This window comes from Lysinibacillus sp. RS10 (assembly GCF_041956855.1).
Taxonomy (GTDB): domain Bacteria; phylum Bacillota; class Bacilli; order Bacillales_A; family Planococcaceae; genus Lysinibacillus; species Lysinibacillus xylanilyticus_A.
Map to the genome: position 1 here is coordinate 2598539 of NZ_CP167122.1, position 22623 is coordinate 2621161.

26 protein-coding genes are annotated in these 22623 nt (G+C 33.9%); 10 read left to right on the plus strand and 16 right to left on the minus strand.

The window, feature by feature from the left end; all coding sequences use genetic code 11:
- Positions 1-216 precede the first annotated feature (216 nt).
- The 3 genes from ACB089_RS13300 to ACB089_RS13310 all read left to right on the plus strand — a co-directional run bounded on the left by ACB089_RS13300 (position 217) and on the right by ACB089_RS13310 (position 2373).
- Positions 217-834: a hypothetical protein gene (locus ACB089_RS13300; RefSeq protein ID WP_374966829.1), complete on the plus strand. Its 618-nt coding sequence runs from the start codon at positions 217-219 to the stop codon at positions 832-834.
- A gap of 508 nt (positions 835-1342) precedes the next feature.
- The gene (locus tag ACB089_RS13305; protein WP_374966830.1) at positions 1343-1732 is read left to right on the plus strand and encodes a spore coat protein; all 390 of its coding nucleotides are present in this window, start codon (positions 1343-1345) and stop codon (positions 1730-1732) included.
- A 356-nt stretch (positions 1733-2088) separates the two neighbouring features.
- Positions 2089-2373, plus strand: a complete 285-nt coding sequence (locus tag ACB089_RS13310; RefSeq protein WP_374966831.1) for a hypothetical protein — start codon at positions 2089-2091, stop codon at positions 2371-2373.
- Between the two features lie 46 nt (positions 2374-2419).
- Here the strand turns inward: ACB089_RS13310 and ACB089_RS13315 are convergent, their stop codons facing one another.
- The 5 genes from ACB089_RS13315 to ACB089_RS13335 form a co-directional block, all read right to left on the minus strand.
- On the minus strand, positions 2420-2917 hold the full coding sequence (locus ACB089_RS13315; RefSeq protein ID WP_374966832.1) for a GNAT family N-acetyltransferase: 498 nt from the start codon (positions 2915-2917) through the stop codon (positions 2420-2422).
- Positions 2918-3168: 251 nt separating this feature from the next.
- A complete protein-coding gene (locus ACB089_RS13320) occupies positions 3169-4053 on the minus strand; it encodes a hypothetical protein (RefSeq protein WP_374966833.1) in 885 nt (294 codons plus the stop codon).
- Between the two features lie 318 nt (positions 4054-4371).
- The gene (locus ACB089_RS13325) at positions 4372-4809 is read right to left on the minus strand and encodes a hypothetical protein (RefSeq protein WP_374966834.1); all 438 of its coding nucleotides are present in this window, start codon (positions 4807-4809) and stop codon (positions 4372-4374) included.
- Positions 4810-4887: 78 nt separating this feature from the next.
- On the minus strand, positions 4888-5070 hold the full coding sequence (locus ACB089_RS13330) for a hypothetical protein (protein WP_374967563.1): 183 nt from the start codon (positions 5068-5070) through the stop codon (positions 4888-4890).
- A gap of 337 nt (positions 5071-5407) precedes the next feature.
- Entirely contained in the window at positions 5408-6001 is a 594-nt protein-coding gene (locus ACB089_RS13335; RefSeq protein ID WP_374966835.1) for a TetR/AcrR family transcriptional regulator, read from the minus strand.
- Between the two features lie 121 nt (positions 6002-6122).
- On the opposite strand from ACB089_RS13335, the gene ACB089_RS13340 reads away from it, so the two are divergent.
- The 3 genes from ACB089_RS13340 (at position 6123) to ACB089_RS13350 (ending at position 9337) form a co-directional block, all read left to right on the plus strand.
- A complete protein-coding gene (locus tag ACB089_RS13340) occupies positions 6123-7328 on the plus strand; it encodes a serine hydrolase domain-containing protein (protein WP_374966836.1) in 1206 nt (401 codons plus the stop codon).
- A gap of 111 nt (positions 7329-7439) precedes the next feature.
- Positions 7440-7844, plus strand: a complete 405-nt coding sequence (locus ACB089_RS13345) for a VOC family protein (RefSeq protein ID WP_374966837.1) — start codon at positions 7440-7442, stop codon at positions 7842-7844.
- A 335-nt stretch (positions 7845-8179) separates the two neighbouring features.
- Complete coding sequence (locus ACB089_RS13350; RefSeq protein ID WP_374966838.1) at positions 8180-9337, plus strand: Ger(x)C family spore germination protein; 1158 nt, start codon at positions 8180-8182, stop codon at positions 9335-9337.
- A 91-nt stretch (positions 9338-9428) separates the two neighbouring features.
- On the opposite strand, the gene ACB089_RS13355 is transcribed toward ACB089_RS13350, so the two are convergent.
- From ACB089_RS13355 to ACB089_RS13365, 3 genes are all read right to left on the minus strand, one after another.
- On the minus strand, positions 9429-9725 hold the full coding sequence (locus ACB089_RS13355; protein WP_374966839.1) for a YfzA family protein: 297 nt from the start codon (positions 9723-9725) through the stop codon (positions 9429-9431).
- Between the two features lie 227 nt (positions 9726-9952).
- Positions 9953-10669 (minus strand): MBL fold metallo-hydrolase, encoded by a 717-nt coding sequence (locus ACB089_RS13360; RefSeq protein ID WP_374966840.1) that lies wholly within the window; start codon positions 10667-10669, stop codon positions 9953-9955.
- A gap of 129 nt (positions 10670-10798) precedes the next feature.
- Positions 10799-11326 carry an AAA family ATPase gene (locus ACB089_RS13365; RefSeq protein WP_374966841.1) on the minus strand — a complete coding sequence of 176 codons (528 nt, stop codon included), beginning with the start codon at positions 11324-11326 and terminating at the stop codon, positions 10799-10801.
- A 514-nt stretch (positions 11327-11840) separates the two neighbouring features.
- On the opposite strand from ACB089_RS13365, the gene ACB089_RS13370 reads away from it, so the two are divergent.
- Complete coding sequence (locus ACB089_RS13370; RefSeq protein ID WP_374966842.1) at positions 11841-12263, plus strand: cytidine deaminase; 423 nt, start codon at positions 11841-11843, stop codon at positions 12261-12263.
- Positions 12264-12541: 278 nt separating this feature from the next.
- On the opposite strand, the gene ACB089_RS13375 is transcribed toward ACB089_RS13370, so the two are convergent.
- The 4 genes from ACB089_RS13375 to ACB089_RS13390 form a co-directional block, all read right to left on the minus strand.
- Positions 12542-13120, minus strand: a complete 579-nt coding sequence (locus ACB089_RS13375) for a GNAT family N-acetyltransferase (protein WP_374966843.1) — start codon at positions 13118-13120, stop codon at positions 12542-12544.
- Between the two features lie 30 nt (positions 13121-13150).
- Positions 13151-13582 (minus strand): GNAT family N-acetyltransferase, encoded by a 432-nt coding sequence (locus tag ACB089_RS13380; protein WP_374966844.1) that lies wholly within the window; start codon positions 13580-13582, stop codon positions 13151-13153.
- Between the two features lie 450 nt (positions 13583-14032).
- Entirely contained in the window at positions 14033-14515 is a 483-nt protein-coding gene (locus ACB089_RS13385; protein WP_223556759.1) for a CcdC family protein, read from the minus strand.
- Positions 14516-14808: 293 nt separating this feature from the next.
- Positions 14809-15813 (minus strand): phosphotransferase enzyme family protein, encoded by a 1005-nt coding sequence (locus ACB089_RS13390; protein ID WP_374966845.1) that lies wholly within the window; start codon positions 15811-15813, stop codon positions 14809-14811.
- A 955-nt stretch (positions 15814-16768) separates the two neighbouring features.
- On the opposite strand from ACB089_RS13390, the gene ACB089_RS13395 reads away from it, so the two are divergent.
- Positions 16769-17671 (plus strand): aminoglycoside phosphotransferase family protein, encoded by a 903-nt coding sequence (locus ACB089_RS13395; protein WP_374966846.1) that lies wholly within the window; start codon positions 16769-16771, stop codon positions 17669-17671.
- Positions 17672-17922: 251 nt separating this feature from the next.
- Here ACB089_RS13395 and ACB089_RS13400 read toward each other — a convergent pair whose 3' ends face one another.
- The 4 genes from ACB089_RS13400 to ACB089_RS13415 all read right to left on the minus strand — a co-directional run bounded on the left by ACB089_RS13400 (position 17923) and on the right by ACB089_RS13415 (position 20974).
- Positions 17923-18366 (minus strand): GNAT family N-acetyltransferase, encoded by a 444-nt coding sequence (locus ACB089_RS13400; RefSeq protein ID WP_374966847.1) that lies wholly within the window; start codon positions 18364-18366, stop codon positions 17923-17925.
- Positions 18367-18484: 118 nt separating this feature from the next.
- Positions 18485-19399, minus strand: a complete 915-nt coding sequence (locus ACB089_RS13405; protein WP_374966848.1) for a DnaD domain protein — start codon at positions 19397-19399, stop codon at positions 18485-18487.
- Between the two features lie 254 nt (positions 19400-19653).
- On the minus strand, positions 19654-20073 hold the full coding sequence (locus ACB089_RS13410; RefSeq protein ID WP_374966849.1) for a hypothetical protein: 420 nt from the start codon (positions 20071-20073) through the stop codon (positions 19654-19656).
- A 385-nt stretch (positions 20074-20458) separates the two neighbouring features.
- Positions 20459-20974: a gamma carbonic anhydrase family protein gene (locus ACB089_RS13415; protein WP_374966850.1), complete on the minus strand. Its 516-nt coding sequence runs from the start codon at positions 20972-20974 to the stop codon at positions 20459-20461.
- A 74-nt stretch (positions 20975-21048) separates the two neighbouring features.
- On the opposite strand from ACB089_RS13415, the gene ACB089_RS13420 reads away from it, so the two are divergent.
- Both ACB089_RS13420 and ACB089_RS13425 read left to right on the plus strand, forming a co-directional pair.
- Positions 21049-22026, plus strand: a complete 978-nt coding sequence (locus tag ACB089_RS13420; protein WP_374966851.1) for an NAD(P)H-dependent flavin oxidoreductase — start codon at positions 21049-21051, stop codon at positions 22024-22026.
- Complete coding sequence (locus ACB089_RS13425) at positions 22023-22427, plus strand: PaaI family thioesterase (protein ID WP_374966852.1); 405 nt, start codon at positions 22023-22025, stop codon at positions 22425-22427. Before ACB089_RS13420 ends, ACB089_RS13425 begins: the two co-directional genes overlap by 4 nt.
- Positions 22428-22623: the final 196 nt, after the last annotated feature.

Below are 22623 nucleotides of genomic sequence, written 5' to 3' on the forward strand. Positions count from 1 at the left end.
TAATTGTTGTTGTGTGAAATTTGCTTTTACTCGTAAAGTTTATCAATTATGCGTCCGAAATTGACTTTGTAAATGAATGGCCTTTACCTTCTCTCTTTATAGCGATCTTAATTATTCAGTTTTGTAACTCTCAGCCAATTGGGTTGTCGTTTATACACGACGGTTGTCATGGACGATACAAATGTGGAATTTTTACAAATAAAGGAGTTGTAATGAATGTCTTCAAAAAAAATATCTGTCGGTCTTACACAATTTACAGACTTTACTTTTAAAGGTGTTACTGGTAAAACCTCTATGGTAAGACAAATAAAATATCAAAATGAATACAATCCTGCTTTCGATTACTGGAAACCATTACGAGATGGTATCCGAAAATTTCATGAGAAAGAATTTAGTAACGATTACCTGCTTTCTCTTGTTGAAAAGGTTTCTGAAGCCAAACAAAAGAATTACCTTGAAGCAGTCAAAGCACATTTAAAATTTATTAAAAATAAAAAAATTGAATGGTTTGAACCAGGCAAATCCAATTGGAATAGCGAATATATAACCGTTCGTTCTTCACCAGAACTTGGATTAAAGATTGAAGGAGTTCCACATTTAATCAAGTTATATTTCAAAGGGAAGGACGAACGAATTGATAAAAACAAATGTCGCTCCTCTTTAACACTATTAAATCAATCTGAGTTCACCATTGAACATGCTCCTGATGTAAAACCTGCAATTTTAAACGTCCAAAAAGGTAAACTAATTTCAGTTAACCCCTCCACTGAAGATCACCTAATTGCTCTTGAATCTGAAGCAGCACAATTCATGGTCATCTGGAATAAAATTTGATCAAGTTCTAAACCTATCTCTTTTTTGTCCTATATTCGCCATCAGAGATTAGGAATATCTTTTCTGTAACTGGTTCAATGCTGCTAGTTAATTTAAGCCTTCTTTTTAGCCATTGTGATATAATACTTTTGAGAAACCTCAAAGGGCATAATCAATTCTGAGCTGTAGCGTCTGATCACGCTGCGGCTTTTTTCATTTGGTCCAATTTCCTCAAATTATTCAGCAAATGTGTCAGCATAATATAGTTGTTTAAAAAGGGTGAACCTTAAATTATCAGGGCTTTATAGTCCAATTTAAAACAACATTATTAATATCTATTTCGAGGATTATCTTCTTACGATCAAAACTAAACAACTTCCATGTATTCAACATTTGCTTCTTTAGCAGTCATGCTGGAACAACTACTATGAATGTTTATTTTAATTATTCTTCACTCTACCTTCCTTATTGTCCAAACAATTGTATTCGATATGAATAACTTATTTATAGGAGAGGAGGTGAATATAAAATGGCATCATTTGAAATAGGCTCGAGAAGTCTTTTCAATTTCCGAAACGAACGCTTTTTCCTATTTGTTGAAGATGAAATTACAGTTCCAGAGAAAGGTATAGAGATTGATCCAGTTAATATCTATGAGATTGACCAACAAACTTTCAATTTTATCAGAGATGAAGGAGATACACCTGTGATTCGACCAGTTATTAAACTTCCAACTGTACCACCTGGATTTGAATTAGAACGAAAATGTATTTTTACAGTTGATAATGCATACTATGTCATCTATGATTTAGAAAATGGAACTGATACAAATGTTTTATTAAGAATCGGTGCAGCTTTATTTAACTCATTGAGAAATTCTGGTGTTCGTGAATGTATTCCTCAAGATTTCATTAACTAAATGTTATTGCCCTTTTAAATGTAAGGGTCAAAACAAGCGACCGATTTTATTGGTTGCTTGTTTTTTTTGAAAGTATTTATGCATGTTTAACACTTCAAAATGAAACGACTTAATTATTACTAGACAGCAAATCAATTATCTTTAACTTTAATTACACCCACTAATTCTCATGGGCCTGTATTAACTTGTTTAACTATCATCTTCCACATAAATCCCTCTCCTTTTTAGGGTTCATTAGATTGTAAGTGCTCCTTTCATATTGTGTACCTAAGTAAAGTAATCAAAACCATGAAATTTTGTCAGATTATTTTTTCAAGCATACTATACATCTATAAAAGGATCGATTGGAGGCAATTATGATTAGCAACAAGAAAATTGCATCGACCAATATTGTGCTGACAATTTTACTTGTTCTTGGTATCACCTATCATTATTTTTACAATCAATCACCCATTCAAATTGAACGCTTAGGGAATTTAGGGATTTGGCTAGCATTCTCTTTATCAATAATCAATATAGTACTGAGTTTAAAGCTGCTAAAAAATAAAACGGGCAAATTTAGTACCTATGTCGCTTTTATGATTGCTGTGGTAATTTTAATCATTGCTTTGATTACATTATTTCGTTGGAGCTCTCCATAAAAACCAAACAACTCCAATTGCTAAAAAGCTATTGGAGTTGTTCACGCTATAGAAATAAAACCATATAATCCTCATCAAAATATTGTTGACCTATTTTCATTGCCCTCTTCTCCGTTCCAAAAACCTCAAACCCTAAAGAAGAATACAGTCTTTTTGCTGAAGCATTCGTTGACACAACCGTTAAATTAAGCTGCTCAACTCCCTTTAACTCCCTCGCTTTGTTAATTGCTTCAATCATTAAATGTTTGCCAACGCCAAGTCCACGCATTCTTGGAGAAACATAAACAGCAAAGATGCTTGCCTTATGCTTTAACTTAAGCTTACTTTCCTGAACTAACGTCGTAACGCCCACTAATTCTTCATGATCAAATACCCCTAACGTAAAGGAACCCTGTGATTCAAACCGGTTGGCAAACAGCTCAATCTGATCATTCTTTTCCTCCTCAAAGCTAGAACCAAATGCCTCAGGATTATTTTGTAATCCTTCCAATCTTAAATTCCGATATGCCTCAGCATCTGCTACAGTTAAAAGTCTACAATTCATTCGTTTCCCTCCTACGATACTTTTCATTTTTATCGACAATTACCAATAGTGTTTTATCCCGCATTAACGGGCAGTAGGACTCCCACCTAAAAATTCAGCCAATAAGTTAGGTGCGAGTCTTACTACCCGAAAAGCTCGATTGGTGAATACTACTAATCATTGGGGATGAAAAACCACACTGATTACAATTTCTCTTTATGTACTTTCATAAAGGGAGTTCTCCAAAATGGAAATAGCATCGTTCCATATAATTATTCCTTTGTAAAATATTTTGGATCAAGTTGAATAATAATAGAATTTACTCTGTAAAAATATCCCATTTTAGATTTTTCTTCATATGTTAGCCCAGTTTGATTATTAATAAAAACTAACCAATCATTTTCTAGCTCACCCACACTTTTTCCATATACGTCCTCTATTTTTTCAGCCAAGTCCTTTTCGTTGTATATCTGTTCAAACTTTTCTAATCCATAGGTATCAATTAAATATTTTATAAATGAAGCTGCATGCGTATAGCTCATCCATCTAAGGGTGTTCCACTCTTCTGGATTTGTAAGGTTTGGGCGAAAATAAGAGTCGTCTTGATTCGGATCGATCAACTTGCTAATTGGAATTAATTTGTTTGAATCCATAAAATACTTCATAAACTGATGGGAACTTGTCTTCGTTTTCCCATACATTTCTTCCATATAATCAGCAAAACCCTCTTGCGTAAAATAGCCACTGCTTGTATCAAAATTGTTGCCATAACCAAGTATGGAATGTGTTAGTTCATGGACAAGTGGATATTGATTTTCCTTAATGTCAAATAGTTCGATTTTCGATTTCAACCCCAACGAAACATCATTTCCTTCATTGAGATATACCTTGATTCTCTCGGATGGAACATATGCAGTATGAATTGAATTCTGAATATCATCATAGGCATGAAGGAGTTCATCTTTTATTGATTCTACTTTTTCTTGTGGAATCTTTATTGTATTAATAATCTCAAAGGTTATTTTCCCATCCGCTGTAACAACAATGTTTTCATCATTCTTTTCATCTTGTAATTTTTCTTTAGGAACAACTGTATCCTGCGTACACGCTGTTAATAACAGTATAATTATAAGAAAGAAACCTCTAAACTTTAACATATTCCCTCCTGAAAAAATCAGTATTTTCTAATTAATACGAATATTAATTCCAAAAGTTTCATTTTTTAGTACATATTATAAAATCAAATAAAGATATGGGTTGGTTTGTATAAGATTTTTACGTTACTTCTAATGTTTGTTTTGGAAACCGATCTTCTTTGGATTTGACCCGACGCGCAATGCGGTATGTGATCAATTGTTCCTGACATATTACAAAACTAATTTTACAAATTCAGCAAACAACAATTGTTTCTGCTTACGACAGTTATTCATACATAAAAAACGGCTTTTAATCGTAATGATTAAAGCCGTTTTTTATTATTTGAGATCAGCCAATTTTTCACCAGTAAGTATTTCAAATAGTTCTCCTGACTTCTTCTTGTCTAATTGACTATACTTACTTTGAGCATCTATTACGAGTTCCACCTTATCTTTATTTGGACTTATCCAAAGTTTATATAACACCGCTTTTGCTTCTATTTCTGGATTATTAAATTGAAAATAAAATATGTAATCTGCAGGATGTGCCATATCTACTTTTGCATTTTCCCAATCTATATCATCTAATATCTTTTGCACCTTTTGAACTTGCTCATGATCCGTGATTTCTTTGAAGTCTTCATAATTATTTTCATCACCAATACGCATTTGAACTTCTATCATTTGCTCTTCATTTCTTACATCTGAACAACCTGCTATAAAAATCAAGATTATTCCCATAAAAGTAATTAAATATTTCAAGTTGTAAATGGACATCTCCTCCCCATAAATCACCTTTTAAAAAATTACCACAACCTAAAGATTGTGGTAATAAATTTTATGCGATTTACGTTATTATTTATTACGTCTTGAGGAAGTGTTTTCGTTGCATTGTTTATCTTTACTTGAATTGTTTTTTTGCTCTTTTGTTAGATCATTTTCTTCACGTACATCTAAATCATCTGGGCTTAAATCTGATCCAAGTTCTACTTGATCTAGTTCAAGGTTATTACGCTTTTCTTTAGTCAAAATTATCACCTCCGATTTATAAATTATCCATTTTGGTGTCATTTATACACGTTATTTCCTCGGTAATAAGCTATTCTGCTATTATTTAAGCAGATCCTCATCACTCATGAGACTTTTATGATGACTGAAATTTAAATCAATAAATTTCTCCAATAAGCAAAATAAACCAGATACACCTTGTTTAAAATGTAGTGAGCACTGGTCATTTGTCTTGATAAGTTGTTCCTTCCATTCAACTATTTTACTTGATCAATTATGCCTCGGCATAATTGCGTCAGGAATCAGCTTTGTACTTATGCCTGCACGATGCAGGCCAGTTAGCGGTTATCGCATAGATGCGATGATTTTAGGAAGAAGTTAAATCATTTGATAAACATTCAATCATTTTTTTTATGGTCTTTGAAAACGTTTGTTCCCCAATCTCTTGTCGATGTAAAGGTATAAGCATCATTATTCGAAAAAGGCCAATTAAAATTTCAGGATCTTCTTCTGTAACCCCTTTTTCTTGAAGAAATTTAACAAACTGTAATGAACTCTCTAAATCCTCCCTGGCATGGTCATCGATAAGTTCTTTCGGGAGTCTCTTAACTATTCGCTCGTACTCTCCTCTTTGATATAGACTTTGGAAAAATTCATTTTCCTCAATAGCTTTAAAGGAGATGTCAAAGAATCTCATTAAAAGTTCCTTTGGTGGTAAAGATTCACTCATTACCTCAGTAATGATGTTATTTTTTATTTCTTCTTCCCTTCGTAACACCGCGTAAAATAATTCTTCTTTTGTTGGATAATATGAATAAAAAGAACCTTTTGCAATTCCGCAAGCATTTACAATGTCATCAATACTTGTTTTCGAAAATCCGTACTGAATAAATAATTCTTTACTCTTGCTGAGAAGTGTTTCATGTATCTGCTTTCTCTGTTCAGCTGAAATTCTTGCCATTCTAACGCACCTCTTTATTTGACTATTTATTGTTTTTTAGTCATTTATCTGTTAAGTTAATTTTATTAAATTTATTCTTTTTTGTAAAGAGATGGAGATTATATCAGAAGGAGAAAACAATATGAGAACAAAAAATAATATTCCCATACATGGTTTTGTGGCACCGGGTTTTGAATTAGTGAAGGACGAATTTATTAAGAATTTTACAGACCGAGGAGAACTTGGAGCTGCCTTTTCTGTGTATATTAATAACGAACCTGTCGTTGATTTATGGGGCGGATATCGAGATCGAAAAACTTCTGCACAATGGGAAAAAGACACATTAGTTCAAGTGTTTTCAGCTACAAAAGGATTTGCTGCATTAGCTTTAAGTCTAGCTCATTCAAAGGGTTACATTAACTATGATGAGACCGTGTGTACATATTGGCCAGAATTCGCTCAGAATGGCAAAGAGAAAATTACAGTTAGACAGCTACTTGCACATCAAGCTGGTTTATCCACTCTCGATGAACTTAAAATTGAAAATATAGAAGACCTAGATACTTCACGTCTATCACCTTCCCTTGCTGCACGTAAACCAGATTGGGAAGTAGGAAAATTTCATGGGTATCATGCATGGACTATAGGAACTTTAATTTCTGAACTTATTAAAAGAACGGATCCAAAAGGACGTACTTTAAAAGATTTTTTTAACGAAGACATAGCAGAACCGCTCAATGCTGAATTTTATATGGGTTTGCCTTCAGAAATCTCAAAAGATAGAATGACAACGATTGAAGGAATAAATCATCCTATTCAATTACTTAAGGGGCTAACTAAATTGCCACCCAAAATGTTACTTGGATTTTTAAATGCTAAGTCACTAGTAGCTCGAAGTTTAGTTGACCCTAAAAAGTTTGTTGCGAATGATAATTTTAATCATCGTCCTATACTATCTATTGAATTTCCTTCAGGTAATGGCGTTGGACAAGTAAAAGCGATGGCAAAAATTTATGGTGCATTTGCAAGTGGAGCGAAAATACTGGGATTAAATTCTTCCACTACGAATGAATTAAGAAAGAGCCCTACTCCCCCAACAGAAGGTTTTTATGACCATGTAAATTGTATAAACATCGCTTACTCTTTAGGGTTTTGGAAACACTTTTCGGATATGCCATTTGGTCGAAGTGAGAGCTCTTTTGGACATCCTGGAGCTGGAGGCTCATTCTGCTTTGCTGATCCAGATGAGGGGTTAGGTTATGCTTACGCAATGAATAAGCATGGCTTTGGCATGGCTAATGAACCAAGAGAACTGGCTCTAAGGAATGCATTATACAGTTGTCTTTAAGGATAGATAAGAATATGATGGAATTCGTATGCCACTTTATTGCTATCTTAGCCTAATCGATATGCATTTTGATTAACGTAACATTTTTAAATAAAAGGGAGATTTAGATTTATGGTTGAAAAATATGTGCATCACCTATGTATACAAACTAATACATATGCTGAGTCTGTAAATTTTTATACGGAAGTATTAGGATTTGAACTTGTACAAGAGTCACCAAATTTCCACGATAGACATTTTAACACTTGGTTAAAGCTCGGAACCTTTTATATTGAACTCCAAACAGGAAAATATAATGAAGAACTTGAGGCATGCAATTCAAATGGTCAAGGCATTGTACATTTCTGTTTATGGGTTGACAATCTTAGTGATGAGGTAGATCGACTGAAGGATATGAATGTGAATTTTATCTACAAAAATGGTGACATTATTTATAAGGTTGAAAATGGTCAACTATGTAAGTTAAAAGCACCCGAAGGAACCATAATAGAAATTCGCGATCATAAAGGAATTTAAAGTTTAGACTACTAATCAGCGGGGGTTTTCTTCATCCCCTCTGATTATTCATAAAAATCTCTGCGCTACTGTTGATTTCCGTTCCAAGCTACTCGCCCACTGGAAGCGAGTAGCTTGGAACGGAAATTACCTTTAATAGAGTGCCACGACATTCACAAAAATCCCTTGTCCATTTTTCGAACACTAGGGATTGAGTCCTGATATTTTATTTCATAGTTTTTCAATGTTTTTCACTACTTATAATCCTTTCATCTTTTGTCTAAGCTTAAACTGTATCAAACAAACCACTTTGCTCCTCCTAATAACACAAGAATTGCTAAAAGTAGGGATCAAACATGAAGAAAAAAATTGCATTAATAGTAAGTTTAACAGTTGTACTATTGCTTTCTGGATGTTGGGATGTCGCTGAACCTCAAAGAATGTACTATGTTGACGGTATTGGTATCGATTTTAAAGATGGTCAATATGAAATATATATGCAAATCATCAACTTTGCTAATGTTGCTAAATCTGAAACGCCTGCTCCTCAAACTGCACAGGCAGAGATTGGGTTTGCTAAAGGAAAAACGATGGAAGAAGCCTTTTTCAAATTGTATCGTTCGATCGACCAAAAAGTTTTTTGGGGACATATGACCTACCTTCTTTTCTCTGAGGATGCTTTGAAAAGTGAAAATGCGATTTCCGTTATTGACAGTTTTTTGCGTCATCGGGAAACAAGATACCAAATATTGACTTTTTGTACACAGGACCCTATTAAAGATATTCTTCTAGTGACACCGTTATTAAATAAATCAATCACAGCTTCAAAATTAAGTAATCCATTGCATACAAAAGAGTTAGAAACATTTGTAGAGCCCGTTGATTTACGCAACCTCGTTATCAAATTAAATGAACCGAGTCATGAAGTGAATATTCCATTCGTGACAATTAATAAAAACTGGGAAAATACAAACGAACCTACAGAGGAAACTGCCTTAACGGGTGTTGGCGTATTTTCTAAGGATGGTTTTAAAGGCTTCGTTAAGAATGAGGCTGCCAAAGGGGTCCAATGGATGCAGGATAAAAAAGCTCGAGGAGACGTAACCTTTAAATTAGACAGTAAAGAAAGAGATTACTTAACAGTTGATTTAGAAAAAATAAGTATAGACGTAAAACCAATTGTAAAAAACGATGATGTAAAATTTGAAGTAGATGTAAAATTTAATGCAATCATCAATGGTTTTAAAGGAAAAATAACCACTGATGAAATAAGAAAAGGCATTGTTGCGGCAGTAAAAAAAGATATAAAAACAACCTATGAAGAGGGTTTAAAATTAGATGCTGATATTTACCGCTTATCGGAGCATCTATATCGAAAAGACGTAAAAACGTGGAAAAAGTTAGAGAAAAATGGCAAGGTTCCATTGTCAGCAGATTCGCTCAGTAAAATAAACGTTACCGTCAATAAAGTGAATCCGGGTCGAAAATCATTTGACGAAACTATTAAGGAATAGCTATGACAATAACATCCCTCAAATATTTAGACGATTTGAGGGATGTTTGCTATTTCTTCACTTTTTTCGGTATTCGCAACGTCTGATCGTTTTATTCTCTAGAAAAGATATCTTTTACGGCACCTATTAGTGCACTTGGAAGTAGTGTAATGGCAAAGAATGCAGTGAATAGATTAAATTGGGGTGTGTTATATGGAGTAAACCATTCCACAAAAAGTTCTGAATTAGAAATTCTCCCGAATAAGGTTCCTTCGTTAAATTTTCTGAACAGTGGCCATGAATACGTTTCACAAAGGAAAAAGAATAATAACAACGCGAGAAATGCACTCAAAGCTTTCATCCAATTTCGATTTCGAATAGGACGATCTTTTTTTATTGTATCTGCCACGATGGCTAGCCCCCCTTCTAATTTATTTGAATACTACAAAATCCTCAAATGTATATTGTATATACACTATATAAACAATATACACTGTAGTATATAGTTCATCAATACCTAAATTTATAAAATTTGGATATAGACATACTAAAAAACCAAGTTCAACGTTAATTGAAACTTGGTCATATATGCTTTTGCCTTATCACATCGAATTATGTCATCGTTATTACCAGTAACTAAAATTCATTCGTCACAACATTAAATCCTAACTTTTCCGCTTCTTGACGCTCAAAACCTTCATCTAAATGCATACACCAAAATTTCGAACGTAATTCATGTCGGACTAATTCACTAAGTTTTCGTAATGACAAGTGAACATTGCCATCATAATCTGCTTTACAAGTATCTACATAAACATAATCATATACCTTACTCGATTCAGGATTTACTAAAGCTGATTTTAGACTATTCGTATCTCCGGTGTAATAAATATGCTTGTTATCAATATTTATTTCAATTGAATAAGAAGGGATCTCTTCAACATGACTAGATTTCTCGAATAGCACTTTACAGAAATTAAGTGTGTACTGTGTATCTGCATGTAATTTTTTTGTTAAGCAATGAATATCAGGGATGATGCCATTGATGGCCAACAGTTCATTAATTTTCACATCATCGACGTAATAAACAGTCACTTTCGGTATTGCAAATTCTCCATGACAATAATAGCTATAAAAAATTAAATCAGCTAGGCTCCCTACATGGTCTGCATGCGTATGAGTGACCAATACATGGATGTGCTCAATCCCTTTTAGAATACTATTTTCCTTAATGCGGTGAAAAATATTGCTTCCACAATCAATTAGCAACATTCGATTCCCTACTTTATAATAAGCTGAATTGTTCCCTAATTTCGTATTAAATGCACTTCCTGAGCCGATAAATTTCAACATCAAGTAATCTCTCCATTTCTGTATACAACTACTTCTTTGCATTAATGCAATCTTACGGTTTAACGCTTGCAAAACTTCTTCTGTAGGCTCGTTACTTGCTTGTGATGATTCTTCTTGGATGTCCTCTACTTAAATATTTAACTTTTCTTTTATCTTATGAACAATGACATTGATATCAACTTTTTCTGTGTCTATATACTCTCTAAAATCATATTTATTGTAGGCTTCCAAGCATTTATCAGTTTGTTGAAAACACCAGTTACCTTCTTCCTCTCCACGTAGTCTTAACCTTTCGTAAATTGTCTCTTTACTTGCACTCAAACAAAAATGATATGTTTGTTCATCAATACTTTTGAATCCGTTGTGAATGAAATGTAAGTATTCTATTTTCCGAATAGTCATTGGCACTATTAGATTAATCTTATAGTTAGAAATTAAACGTCTCGCTACATCCACGGTTAATTCTTTCCATAATTCTAAATCTTGAAAGTCCCCTGTACAAGCTTCATTTCTTTTTATATCCTCTGGAACAACATTTCTTAACATAAAACCTATCTCTTCAGGGTCATAAATCATACTATTTTTAATGTCGTTTTGAAGCATATTTGCAATAGTGGTTTTACCCACACCAAATGCTCCATTTATCATGATAATCATTACACAATCTCCTCTTATTTATTAATATAAGTATAAATTGAAAAACTCCCAAAAAGCTGTGTTTTGGGAGCTCACCATTAGATTTAGATATCATTATTACTAATTTATCCTACCTTGTTAGCTTAATCACTGAATAATCAGATGTTTATTCTAGTGTAGCACATTTACAAATATTGGTGTTATGTGAATCTGTATGACTACTAACTCTTAGAGGGGATTAACGAGTATCTGATTGGTGTTACAGAGCCATGTGGGTAGCTAAAGGAATGATTAAGAAACAACCTTGTCCTAATCTTGAAATAGAAGCAATATTTTTAAAAATAGCCCCCGATGTAGTTTATTGAAAAACACGATGACTGTAAACTAAGTAAAGAGATAAAACAGTTGTTATTTTGACAATAAAAGATGGAATAAAATAGAATTTCTATTTTATCTTTCTCTCTATTTTTGTAAAATGAAATTAAGAATATTTAGATATTCGATTTTTTTTTTGTAGAAATCGGAGGGAGAAGATATGAAAACATTTAACATTTCTCAACAAGATCTAGAATTAGTAGAAGTAGCAACAGAGAAGATTACAATGCTTTATGAGGATAATAAACATCATGTGGGAGCGGCGATTCGTGCTAAAACAGGAGAAATCATTTCGGCAGTACATATTGAAGCGTATATAGGACGAGTAACGGTTTGTGCAGAAGCCATTGCGATTGGTAGTGCGATTTCGAATGGACAAAAGGATTTTGACACGATTGTAGCTGTTAGACACCCTTATTCTGATGAAGTAGATAGAAGTATTCGAGTAGTAAGTCCTTGTGGTATGTGTAGGGAGTTGATTTCAGACTATGCACCAGATTGTTTTGTGTTAATAGAAATAAATGGTGAGTTAGTCAAAACTACGATTGAAGAACTCATTCCACTAAAATATACTCGAAATTAAAAGTTTATTTTTTATAAAATAACATTTAATAAAACAGTACGATAATTTTTTAAAAACTTTAACAAATGCCTATCTACAAGTTTGATAGGCATTTGTTGTTATATTCAAACAAAATAACTCCCCAATCATTTTGCTAAAGCCCCAATAGTTTAAGTACATTTATTCACAAACTTAAATATTTTAGAATATTCCGTCTACTTATCGTTCGTAATTTCGTTAGTAAGAGAGCGCCTCGCTTGTTGCAGAAAAACTCCCACTAGTTGAAAATTTCAATAGCCTTAGTGATTATTTTCACTTTTCCAATCATCTTTGTTAAGCATGTAATGAGAATGAGTTCGCTCTTCAATTTCAATATTTCCATTAAAGCGAAAGCCGCATTTTTGAATTACTTTTTTTGAGCTTAAATTGTGGGGCACAACAACTGTATTAAGATGTTCTACATCTGTATGGTTAAACAAATATTGTATCAATCCTTTTACTGCTTTTGTTGTGTATCCACGATTTCTGTAATGTTTTGAAATAGCATAAGCTATTTCCCGGTTTGGTTCACATAGCTCTTCTTTAATACCTGTATTGCAGAAACCTATGAATTCACCAGTTTCCTTTAATACAATTCCTAATTTCAAAAAATTTTGACCACTGATATTAGGCAGGGCAGACAAAAATTCTTTATTTGATGGTATCTCATAATTTGTAACCCAGATCAATCGTTGTTCTCTTGTCGAATGCCAATCAGGCAGAAATTCATAAACTTCAGGTTGGGATGTAAGTTCATAAATGGCATCAACATCTTCAACTCTAAACTCTCTCAGTAATATTTCACCACAGTCAATTGTAAATAAATCGTCCCTATCCATACCGATCCTTCCCCTTCTTATTCTATTAGATTAACATTTATTTAAATCTTTTTTTAAATAGTAATGCTTATAATCTCTACCGACGTTATCCAAAATCCCAAACACTTGATATCCATTTTTTTCGTAAAAACCTAACGCTTGAAAACTTAACGTATCTACCTTTATGAAATCACATTCTTTTTCTAAAGCTATCTTTTCAAGCTCTTTTAATAATCTCGTTCCAGTTCCCGATTTTCGTATATCTTCATCTATGATAAAGGTGTGAATTTCTAACCAATTCCAACACACTTCAGCAAGTATACCGCCACGTACAATGCTGTTTTCGTCTTTAATAATTAAATTGATTTCTTCGTATCGACCTCTTAAATCTACTGGAAAATGCTCTAAATTAAACTTATAAAGCTCATCATTAATTTTCCGTTTATCCTCTTTATTTATTTCTTTCGTAATATACAAACTCACTATTCATTTCTCCTTTTTTATTATTCTTTTTATAAGTGTTGATTTGATTATAAGCGGATTACCTTACTTGAAAAAACCTCATAGTTGTTTCATAAAAGAAAATAAGCCAATGCGGTAAAAAACCACATTGGTTTATTTCAATGTGTTTCCGAACTTTCATTCTGGAACGTTGATTATGTTTATTTTATATACGTTATAAATACTTGTTGCATTAAATCCTCCATTAAATTAAAGAAGAAAAGTGAAGATGACGATACACCGTCGTCATCATCGGAAATTGGTGGATTAAACATTTCGTTCCTCGCATGAGAAAACTTCATGGAGAAATCCCTTATACAGGATATCTTCTTCGAGGCATTTTATGCTATATGACAACTCCTCATCGCACTTCAGCTCTTCAAAACTTATACTTCTTATTTCATTTTGGGGGTATTAGAGATATACGAAGTTCTACAAACTGACCACATTTTTTTGTTTAAGAACCTTTTTATATTTTATATAGCAAGCTATTCTCCAAGGAATTAAATAACAAATAATAAGTAAGTAAATTAGCATATTGAGTGTACCTGGTTCGATAGAAGAAATATGTTGTCGAAAATAATAACGTAAAGCAATCATAATGGAGAAAGTAATTATAAAAGCGGAACTTTTTTTAGCATAAATTAAACCATCGTTTCGTATTTCATAATCTGACCATAAAATAAGAGGAATAGAAAAACCCACTCCTAAAAAAATTGCTATAGATAATTGAAGGTATGTGACGTGCCCAGAGGTGTTTAGAAAAAATGAAAATCCTGGGGTTAAAAATAGAAGAGGAAGAATTAATCGCCCTCCTCTGCCTTTGGTTGGTTTGTACATAGAACGGATTCTACGAACTAAAATGAACAATCCAATAATTAGAAACATAGAAGTATCTGGTATTGCAGTTTGCATAAAAACCTCCCCGAATTATGTTTTTTTAACATCTCTATCATTTCATAAACTTCAATAAAAACCATGTTTTTCCTTTTATAACTAAACTGCGCCATTTGGAAGTAAAAAATAAGAGCTACCTAAAAAGCTCAATATTATTCAAGTACAGCACCTGTTAGTTTAAGTACATCTTTTCACAATCCCTATAATAAAATTAACATAATTATCTAAATAAAATAATTCTACTTTATTATTCATTTATTTATGAGATAAAAGTAAAAGCCACTCCCAAAAGTTTGGAATGGCTTATTAATTTATTTCATGTTATCCTGTTGCCATGGTTTTTGAAAGCTTTGTCTTAATTCGTCTGCAACACGAACTAATTTACCCCTCAATCCAACAAACCAAGATGGCGTTTCATTTATTTCACCATAATCCAAAGACTTTACTATTCTGGAGAACTTATATAAGTTTGCATATCTTTGAAACTGCGGAAATTGAGCCACTACATCATTTTCTAAATCCATTTTGGAACGATATCCGTTCAAAAAAGATTGAATCAGTAATTTTGAATGTGGATTGTCATCGTCAATAAAATCATCAAGTGCTGTTACAATATCAAGTGCATACCAGTGATATATTGCATCATCAAAGTCGATTATATTGAAACTATGATCCTTATCCTCTTCCAAAAAGATATTATCCAATTGAAAATCATAGTGTATCAATCCGAACACATCTTTGTTAGTAGGTAACGATTGAAGCCAATTCGACACCCTACTTAGCTCTTGAAGGGCTATTTGTTCTCCTGGATGCTTTTTAAATACACTTTCCATGAATTGTACTGTGTCCAGCCAACTCTTTCTTCTTTCTGACACAGGCTCAAAAGTTTTTGACAAAAAATGAAGTGAGGCAAGTGATCTTCCCCATTTCTCCATCTGTTTTGCAGTAATAGTATCGGCATCCAAATTGATTCCGTTTGCTGCACTAAAGACAACGGCAATATATGTTCCTTCTGATGTTTTTAGTGTTTCAATTAGTTCTCCACTTATTGATTGAATTGGCGTTACTGATGGAAATCCATTTAATCGCAAATATTGCATAAACTCTAACTCAGCTTTTATTTGTTCAATAGATTGATCCTGCTCAAAACTAACTCTCAAAAAATATTGAACTTGATTACGTTCAAAAGCATACACAAAGTTTGAACTTGCACGCCACAACTCCAAAGTTCCCTCGTCATATCCCCAGAATTGAACGAGACTCTGAGCAACAGCATCGGAAGCTACTCCTCTTACCATGTTTCCTAAATTCATCATCTTTTATTTTTCCTCCCATTACCTTTGAGAGGATTAAACCTTAGTTAAGAAGTAATGCCTCTCATTAGCATGCTATTTTGAAATTCTATCATTTTCAATATGTCACCCCTTCCTTAAGTTTCGGCTATAAAAACTAAATAGCCCTATATATACTAATTATACATAAAATAACAAATACCTCTTTTGTAATTTCTGCCCTAATAGGTCATTAAGACTTACTACAAGAAGAAAAAGAGCTGCCGTATCATGTTTGTTCAGCAACTCTTTCACCGGTTGTTTAGAATTTATTAATGATTTTGACTAACCTGCTCCATACCCATCCATGTAGCGAAAAAAACAGCACTACATCACAGAAAATGAAAGATGATCAAGTTCTTTCATGGGAGTTGAATAGGAAATTATTGTTTATATTTTCTCATTCATCGTCCTTATTCCACTTATACGGAATTTCCGCCCATTTATATAACAGAATAAACAAGAACATTATAAAACTGGACATTATGTTTTCAAACCAATTAACCTCTTTGTTAGAAATAAACTTTAACGCGGTTAATACTACAAAATATATTAATGGCAATCTGATACTTTGCTTAAACATACTATCACCGACTTTATTGGAGTTAGAAAAACAGGGGGTACAAACGCAAAAGCGATTGAATACAAAAATGATGCAAATTTATCTGTCATGTTACTAAGTTTCATTGAAGGAACTCCTGCAGGTGAGATCATAAAGAATCTTTCAGATATGGAGCAATTTACTATTGACCTCGCTGCCGGCAAAAAATGAAGAAAAATTCACCAAATACAAGCCCCACACCCTATGAATTGGGAAGCTGCACAACGAAAGAAATTCAACTTATCCATTCCTTCAATTTACAATAAAAGAAAATTATTGACAATTACTTCTATGCATAGTATCATTCACCTTCTGAATTGTGAAAGCGAGGAAGTAATAATGATAATTGAAGATGTTATAAACAACATATCGAGTCTTAAAGGTTATTCATTGCTAGAGAAAATTGATAAAGGCTATTCACCAGATGAAAAATACATAGTAACAATTGGTCAAACCAAGTATTTTATACGCTTATCGGACATGAAATATCATGAAAAGAGAAAAATAGAATTCTCATTGCTTAGAGAGTTAAAAAAACAAGGTGTACAAACGCATAAAGCGATTGAATACAAAACTGATGCAAATTTATCTGTCATGTTGCTAAGTTACATTGAAGGAACTCCGGCAGATGAAATCATAAAGAATCTTTCAGATATGGAGCAATTTACGATTGGCCTTGCAGCCGGCAAAGAATTAAGAAAAATTCACCAACTACAAGCCCCACACCCTATGAATTGGGAAGCTGCACAACGAAAGAAATTCAACTATTATTTAAGTGAATATCAAAAGGATCGCTTTAAAATTCCACAGGAGCAGAAAATACTCGATTTTATTAACCGTAATTTTCACCTGCTAAAAGATAGACCTGTAACCTTACTCCATGATGATTTTCATCTCGGACATATCATCATATTCAATCGTGATTTCAATGGCGTAATTGATTTTAATGGGTATGATTTTGGAGATCCCTATCATGATTTTTATAATCTTTCCTTGTTTAGCAGAAGACTTAGTATTCCTTATTGCATTGGACAAATTAATGGTTATTTCCCAACGTCACCTGATGATACTTTTTGGCGGATATTCGCCTTATATGCAGCCATGAATATATTTTCCACTATCGTGTGGACTAAACAATACGATCCTTCATCTTTTGACGATGCTTTAGAAAGAATTCATTTGATTATCCAAGATCATGATGATTTCACTTCCGCTAAACCTTTATGGTATAAAGCTCTTTAATTATTCAATTATCATATTGCTCAGATAATTTGGATGTCAGAAAGTGATGGTATAATTTTTCTAACCTCAAGGATCGTAGTACTATTCTTGAGGGTTTATATTCAAAAAACCACACCTTCTGACAGAGAGAACATATTATAGATATTCCCTTTTCAATTTTGAGAAAATAACAAGATCAACATACTGACCTTTCTCAAACTCATGCTCTCGTAAAATACCTTCTTGTTGAAAATTTAATTTTTCCAATAATCTTAGCGATGATGTATTTTCTGGTTCGACTTTGCTTCTATTTTATTAATGTTCATCTTTGTAAAAGCAAAATGTATGATACTTTCTAAGGTCTCTTTCATAATGCCCTTACCCCAATAAGTAGGCATTAAATCATAACCAATTTCTATACGATTATGGGCCTTTTCATAATGTAAAAATCCACATGTTCCAATTACTTTTTTAGTCGTAGGATCTTCAATTACCCACCTTAACCCAATCTGTTCTTTAAAAATTTTTTCATACCAATTCATTTCATGTTTTGCATCCTCAATTGACTTAAACGGTGCCAATGGTATGTATTTCACAACACTTTCATCGGAGTAAAGCTCAAAAAGGTCAAAACAATCATTTTCCTGTGCTTTTCGAACAATAAAACGTGCCGTTTCGAATTCAGGAAAAATTGTAAAAGTAAAATTTGTGCTCATTAAAGTGCCCCTTTGCTTTATAGTAAACTTCCATTTTATAGTATCATATTATGCATAAGTCGGTATATTTCCTACATTGATACAAAAGCTTTTGCTTTGGGATTGAATTGAAAATATCTCACCTTTTACTCCTTTTAGCCTCCCTTAAAGTTGCCAAAATTTTTTGACGTTCAGCTTCAAAATCAATAGCTTTGCCCGCTTCCGTATCATTATTATCCTCATGGCGTTGATGGAACCATTCAGGAACAATTTCTTGACGCCCTTGTTGATTGGATCGGATTGAATGATGTCGTTGTTTTTTTTGAGCGGTATATCGAAGTCGGTTCGCTTCTACCTCCTCAATCGTTCTAAATTTTTTGTTAGTCCAATCGTGTAGAATTTTCTCAACGTAATTCCAACGAAGTATATTGTTTTCTACTGCTAGTTTCATAGCATGAATAACAAGCTCTTCCGAAAGGTCATCAATCCAGTGACCGATTTTGTATGCAACATGAGCAGCTAAAGCGCCAAAGCCATTTTGCTCATAAAACTGGAAAGCCGTTTGTATTTTTGAATGATTTTCTGCTGACAAATGGCTCCTATCTTCATTGTTATTATTATTTAGTAAATTATTATTTAGTAAATTATTATTTAGTGATTTATTAATTAGTAGTGACGGATTTTCCGTCAGCGGGTTTTCCGTCAGCGGATTCTCCGTCAGCGGGTTTTCCGTTACCTGATTTTCAGTAAACGGTGCAGATTGTGGTGTTTCGTAAACTAAGAGATCCATTTTGCCAAACTTTCCAAGGTTTGTTCTGCCCTGCTCCTTGTGAATATAACCAGCATTCGTTAGCTCCTTGATAATGTTAGCCGTTGTATCACGACCACACTTACTTCGAATGGCTAAATCAGAAATAGAAAATAACCAATCATTTGGCAATGACAACATGTAAGCCAGCAAACCTTTTGCTCTCCAACTTAAATGACTGTCATTCAAAAATCCTTTATCCAACACAACATAATTTTCTTTTTTCTGAACTCTAAATATGACCATGATGCCCCTCCTTTTGTCTTTGAGATCTATGGACAATTGCGTTTCAACCAATCACACTTCATCGCAATTCCGCTTTATTAACTTATATACAGGTTTTGACAACAATAAGGGACAAAGCTTTACTATTTTTTTTTGCAAGATGAACTACTTTGCTTTAGAAAGCAAAAAAAATTAGGACATGCTTCAGGGGCATGTCCTAAACCTTTGCAATTAAATGCAACGTTGCTTTTTCTTTTTTACGGTCTATAAACGTTTTATTGATATAACTCTTTATAAACAATTACTTTCAGTGCCATAATTTCTTCTTCAGTTAATTTACCTTCCATTTCTTGAATGACCTGTTCTTTTGTCATCGAACCATTTTGTACTTTTACTCTTATATTATTAAGCTCCGAAATACCAACTTTTTGAATTAATACTTTTGTAGCTTCTTCTTTAGTCGTAAACGGCAATTTGCTGCTATCTGCAGTTTTAGCCTCTTCCATATATGTTTTTAGTTGTGGGTCACTTTCAATCACATTCTTAATTTCATCTTTTTGTCCGCTGTTCTCTAATTCTGTTGTTACTGTATCTGCTATCTTATCAGATGCAATTTTTGTACCATAATGATAAACCCCATAACCAATAACACCTAGGAAAATTAAAATGATCAGAAGGAATTTCATGAATCTCATATTCTCACACTCCTTAATTCTACACTTTATCAGGTACGTATTATCCTCCCTAATTAAATAGAAGGCTCTGAATTCCGCTACGGGCTACTCGCTTTCCTGCTGGAAGTTTTGCTCTGCGATAAAAGCGAAGCGACAGGATCAACACGCCTGAAACTTTATAATACTATATAGTGTGGATAAATGAGAAATGATAACCTTGCATAGATCATTCCTCATTTTATAAATCCAAGCTCATCAAGTTTTCACTTCTTTTGATAGCAATCAAACTCGAATGAAGACAAAATGAAAAGGACTAAGTTCAAGACGATACTGAACTCAATCCTTACAAAATGTTTACCTTTTTGGGTTTATAACCTTTACTGTTCAAAGAGAACTTCGGCTAAAATTAGTCCTCTATTATTTCTTTAAATTCTTTTCCTTTTTGTACGTATGTGTCGATTGATAGCTGGATTAACTCGATGTCTTTGTCTTGCAGTTGGCGTACGACTTTCCCTGGTGAGCCCACGACCAATGAACGTGGCGGTATTTTAGAGCCTTGTGTGATAAGTGTGTTTGCACCGATAATACACTCTTCCCCAATTTCAGCATGATCTAAAATAACAGAACCCATACCAACAATCGAACGGCGACCAATTTTACAACCATGTAAGACTACTTGATGGCCTACTGTTACATCGTCTTCTACAACTACCGGTGCCCCTTCATATAAATGAATAGTTGCATTGTCTTGAATACTACAGCGTTTTCCGATCGTGATGCTGTCTTCATCGCCCCGTAGTACGGCGTTAAACCAAATAGATGATTGTTCACCAATCGTAACATCTCCAATAATATACGTACCTGGTGCTTGAAATACTGAATCATGAACATTTGGCTTTTTTAAAGCGTATGTAATCTCCATTAAATTCATCCTTTCATTCATCTGAATATTTTGCTAGAATTTAGTATAACATATTTTAAACGGAGGTGCTATTTTTGAATCAATTATGTTCTGTATTAGCAATTCAATTTCCAATTATTCAAGGTGGAATGGGTAATATCAGTAGCCCTGAACTTGCGGCAGCTGTCTCAAATGCGGGTGGCTTAGGAACAATTGGCTGTGGAACAATGACACCAGCTGAAGTTGAGGAACGCATTGTAGCAACGAAGCAACTTACACAAAAACCATTTGCACTCAATGTACCAATTAATGTTAATCCTCATACGAAAGAATTATTGCAATTGGCTATTACACATAAAATACCGGTCGTTTCATTATCGGCAGGTAATCCAACATTATATATAGAGAAATTGCATGCTCATCAAATTCGTGTGATTGCTGTTGTAGCATCTGTGAAACAAGCTCTTAAAGCGGAGCAAGGTGGCGCAGATGTGATTGTTGCGGAAGGTTATGAAGCTGCAGGAATTAACTCCAATTTAGAATTAACAACCCTTACATTAATTCCTCAAGTAGTTGATGCCGTTTCTGTACCTGTAGTGGCCGCTGGTGGTATTGGTGATGGACGTGGCTTGGCTGCTGCATTCATGCTCGGAGCAGCAGGTGTACAAATGGGAACACGCTTTATTGCAACAGAAGAAATGCCTGTACATCCAACCTATAAACAAAGGCTACTCGATGCTACTGATGTGGAAACGGTTATTCTAGGACGTTCTATTGGACAGGTTCGCCGTGTGTTACAATCACCGTACGCCTCCTCACTGCTTGCTGACGAAGCTGAAGGTATAACTCTCGTTGACTATCAAGAACGTACATCCGAAATCTTTCATATTAAAGGGGCTATTGAAGGTCAGGAACAAGCTGGTTTTATGAATAGCGGTCAAATTGCAGGAATCATTCAAGACTTGCCGACTGTTGCAACTCTTATCGAGAAGATGATGGAAGAAGCTAAGAACTGTCTAAATCGTACATTACTGAATAATTTCAAAGACTCAGTTAGGAGTGTTCAATCGTGACCTTAATCGATTTAAAACGAGTGATTACTGGAGAAATTGAACCACCAGCATGTGATACAACGTTAGGTATCCAAGTAATATCGGCTATTGCAGGAAAAGCCGTTTGCTCTTGGGAGGTGGACGAACGTTTTTTAAATGGTCATCAAGTCGTAATGGGCGGATTCATCACTTCTGCAGCAGATATCACGATGGCCTATTCGATGGCTTCTATATTAGAAAATAATCAAGGATTCGCATCGATTAATCTGCAAACAACATTTTTACGACCACTTCATATCGGAACTGCTTTGATTGAATCAATAATTGTCAAACAAGGGCGAAAAACATGCTATGTTGAGGCATCCGTTTTCCAAAATGAGCAGTGTATCGCCAAAATAACATCTTCTATCATGATCCTGTAAACAAAAATACTTATCCAATATCGGAAAGCTCTCAAAATGTTTAAAAACAAATATTTGTTGCTGTCGCTTCGCTTTCGCACAAAAAACATCTGTTGCCCCGAGCCCCCGCAGCGAAGCCCAGCCGCAACGGAAATCACCCCCTCGCGTTACCGAAGAACCATACTTTAATACGACACCTCAATTTTACTGATTCCAT

Excerpts from the sequence above, each read along its gene's own strand:
- ACB089_RS13300 (WP_374966829.1), top strand. The coding sequence starts at position 217 with ATGTCTTCAAAAAAAATATCTGTCGGTCTTACACAATTTACAGACTTT.
- ACB089_RS13305 (WP_374966830.1), top strand. The coding sequence starts at position 1,343 with ATGGCATCATTTGAAATAGGCTCGAGAAGTCTTTTCAATTTCCGAAAC.
- ACB089_RS13310 (WP_374966831.1), top strand. The coding sequence starts at position 2,089 with ATGATTAGCAACAAGAAAATTGCATCGACCAATATTGTGCTGACAATT.
- ACB089_RS13315 (WP_374966832.1), bottom strand. The coding sequence starts at position 2,917 with ATGAATTGTAGACTTTTAACTGTAGCAGATGCTGAGGCATATCGGAAT.
- ACB089_RS13320 (WP_374966833.1), bottom strand. The coding sequence starts at position 4,053 with ATGTTAAAGTTTAGAGGTTTCTTTCTTATAATTATACTGTTATTAACA.
- ACB089_RS13325 (WP_374966834.1), bottom strand. The coding sequence starts at position 4,809 with ATGTCCATTTACAACTTGAAATATTTAATTACTTTTATGGGAATAATC.
- ACB089_RS13335 (WP_374966835.1), bottom strand. The coding sequence starts at position 6,001 with ATGGCAAGAATTTCAGCTGAACAGAGAAAGCAGATACATGAAACACTT.
- ACB089_RS13340 (WP_374966836.1), top strand. The coding sequence starts at position 6,123 with ATGAGAACAAAAAATAATATTCCCATACATGGTTTTGTGGCACCGGGT.
- ACB089_RS13345 (WP_374966837.1), top strand. The coding sequence starts at position 7,440 with ATGGTTGAAAAATATGTGCATCACCTATGTATACAAACTAATACATAT.
- ACB089_RS13350 (WP_374966838.1), top strand. The coding sequence starts at position 8,180 with ATGAAGAAAAAAATTGCATTAATAGTAAGTTTAACAGTTGTACTATTG.
- ACB089_RS13360 (WP_374966840.1), bottom strand. The coding sequence starts at position 10,669 with ATGTTGAAATTTATCGGCTCAGGAAGTGCATTTAATACGAAATTAGGG.
- ACB089_RS13365 (WP_374966841.1), bottom strand. The coding sequence starts at position 11,326 with ATGATTATCATGATAAATGGAGCATTTGGTGTGGGTAAAACCACTATT.
- ACB089_RS13370 (WP_374966842.1), top strand. The coding sequence starts at position 11,841 with ATGAAAACATTTAACATTTCTCAACAAGATCTAGAATTAGTAGAAGTA.
- ACB089_RS13375 (WP_374966843.1), bottom strand. The coding sequence starts at position 13,120 with ATGGATAGGGACGATTTATTTACAATTGACTGTGGTGAAATATTACTG.
- ACB089_RS13385 (WP_223556759.1), bottom strand. The coding sequence starts at position 14,515 with ATGCAAACTGCAATACCAGATACTTCTATGTTTCTAATTATTGGATTG.
- ACB089_RS13390 (WP_374966845.1), bottom strand. The coding sequence starts at position 15,813 with ATGATGAATTTAGGAAACATGGTAAGAGGAGTAGCTTCCGATGCTGTT.
- ACB089_RS13395 (WP_374966846.1), top strand. The coding sequence starts at position 16,769 with ATGATAATTGAAGATGTTATAAACAACATATCGAGTCTTAAAGGTTAT.
- ACB089_RS13400 (WP_374966847.1), bottom strand. The coding sequence starts at position 18,366 with ATGAGCACAAATTTTACTTTTACAATTTTTCCTGAATTCGAAACGGCA.
- ACB089_RS13405 (WP_374966848.1), bottom strand. The coding sequence starts at position 19,399 with ATGGTCATATTTAGAGTTCAGAAAAAAGAAAATTATGTTGTGTTGGAT.
- ACB089_RS13410 (WP_374966849.1), bottom strand. The coding sequence starts at position 20,073 with ATGAGATTCATGAAATTCCTTCTGATCATTTTAATTTTCCTAGGTGTT.
- ACB089_RS13415 (WP_374966850.1), bottom strand. The coding sequence starts at position 20,974 with ATGGAGATTACATACGCTTTAAAAAAGCCAAATGTTCATGATTCAGTA.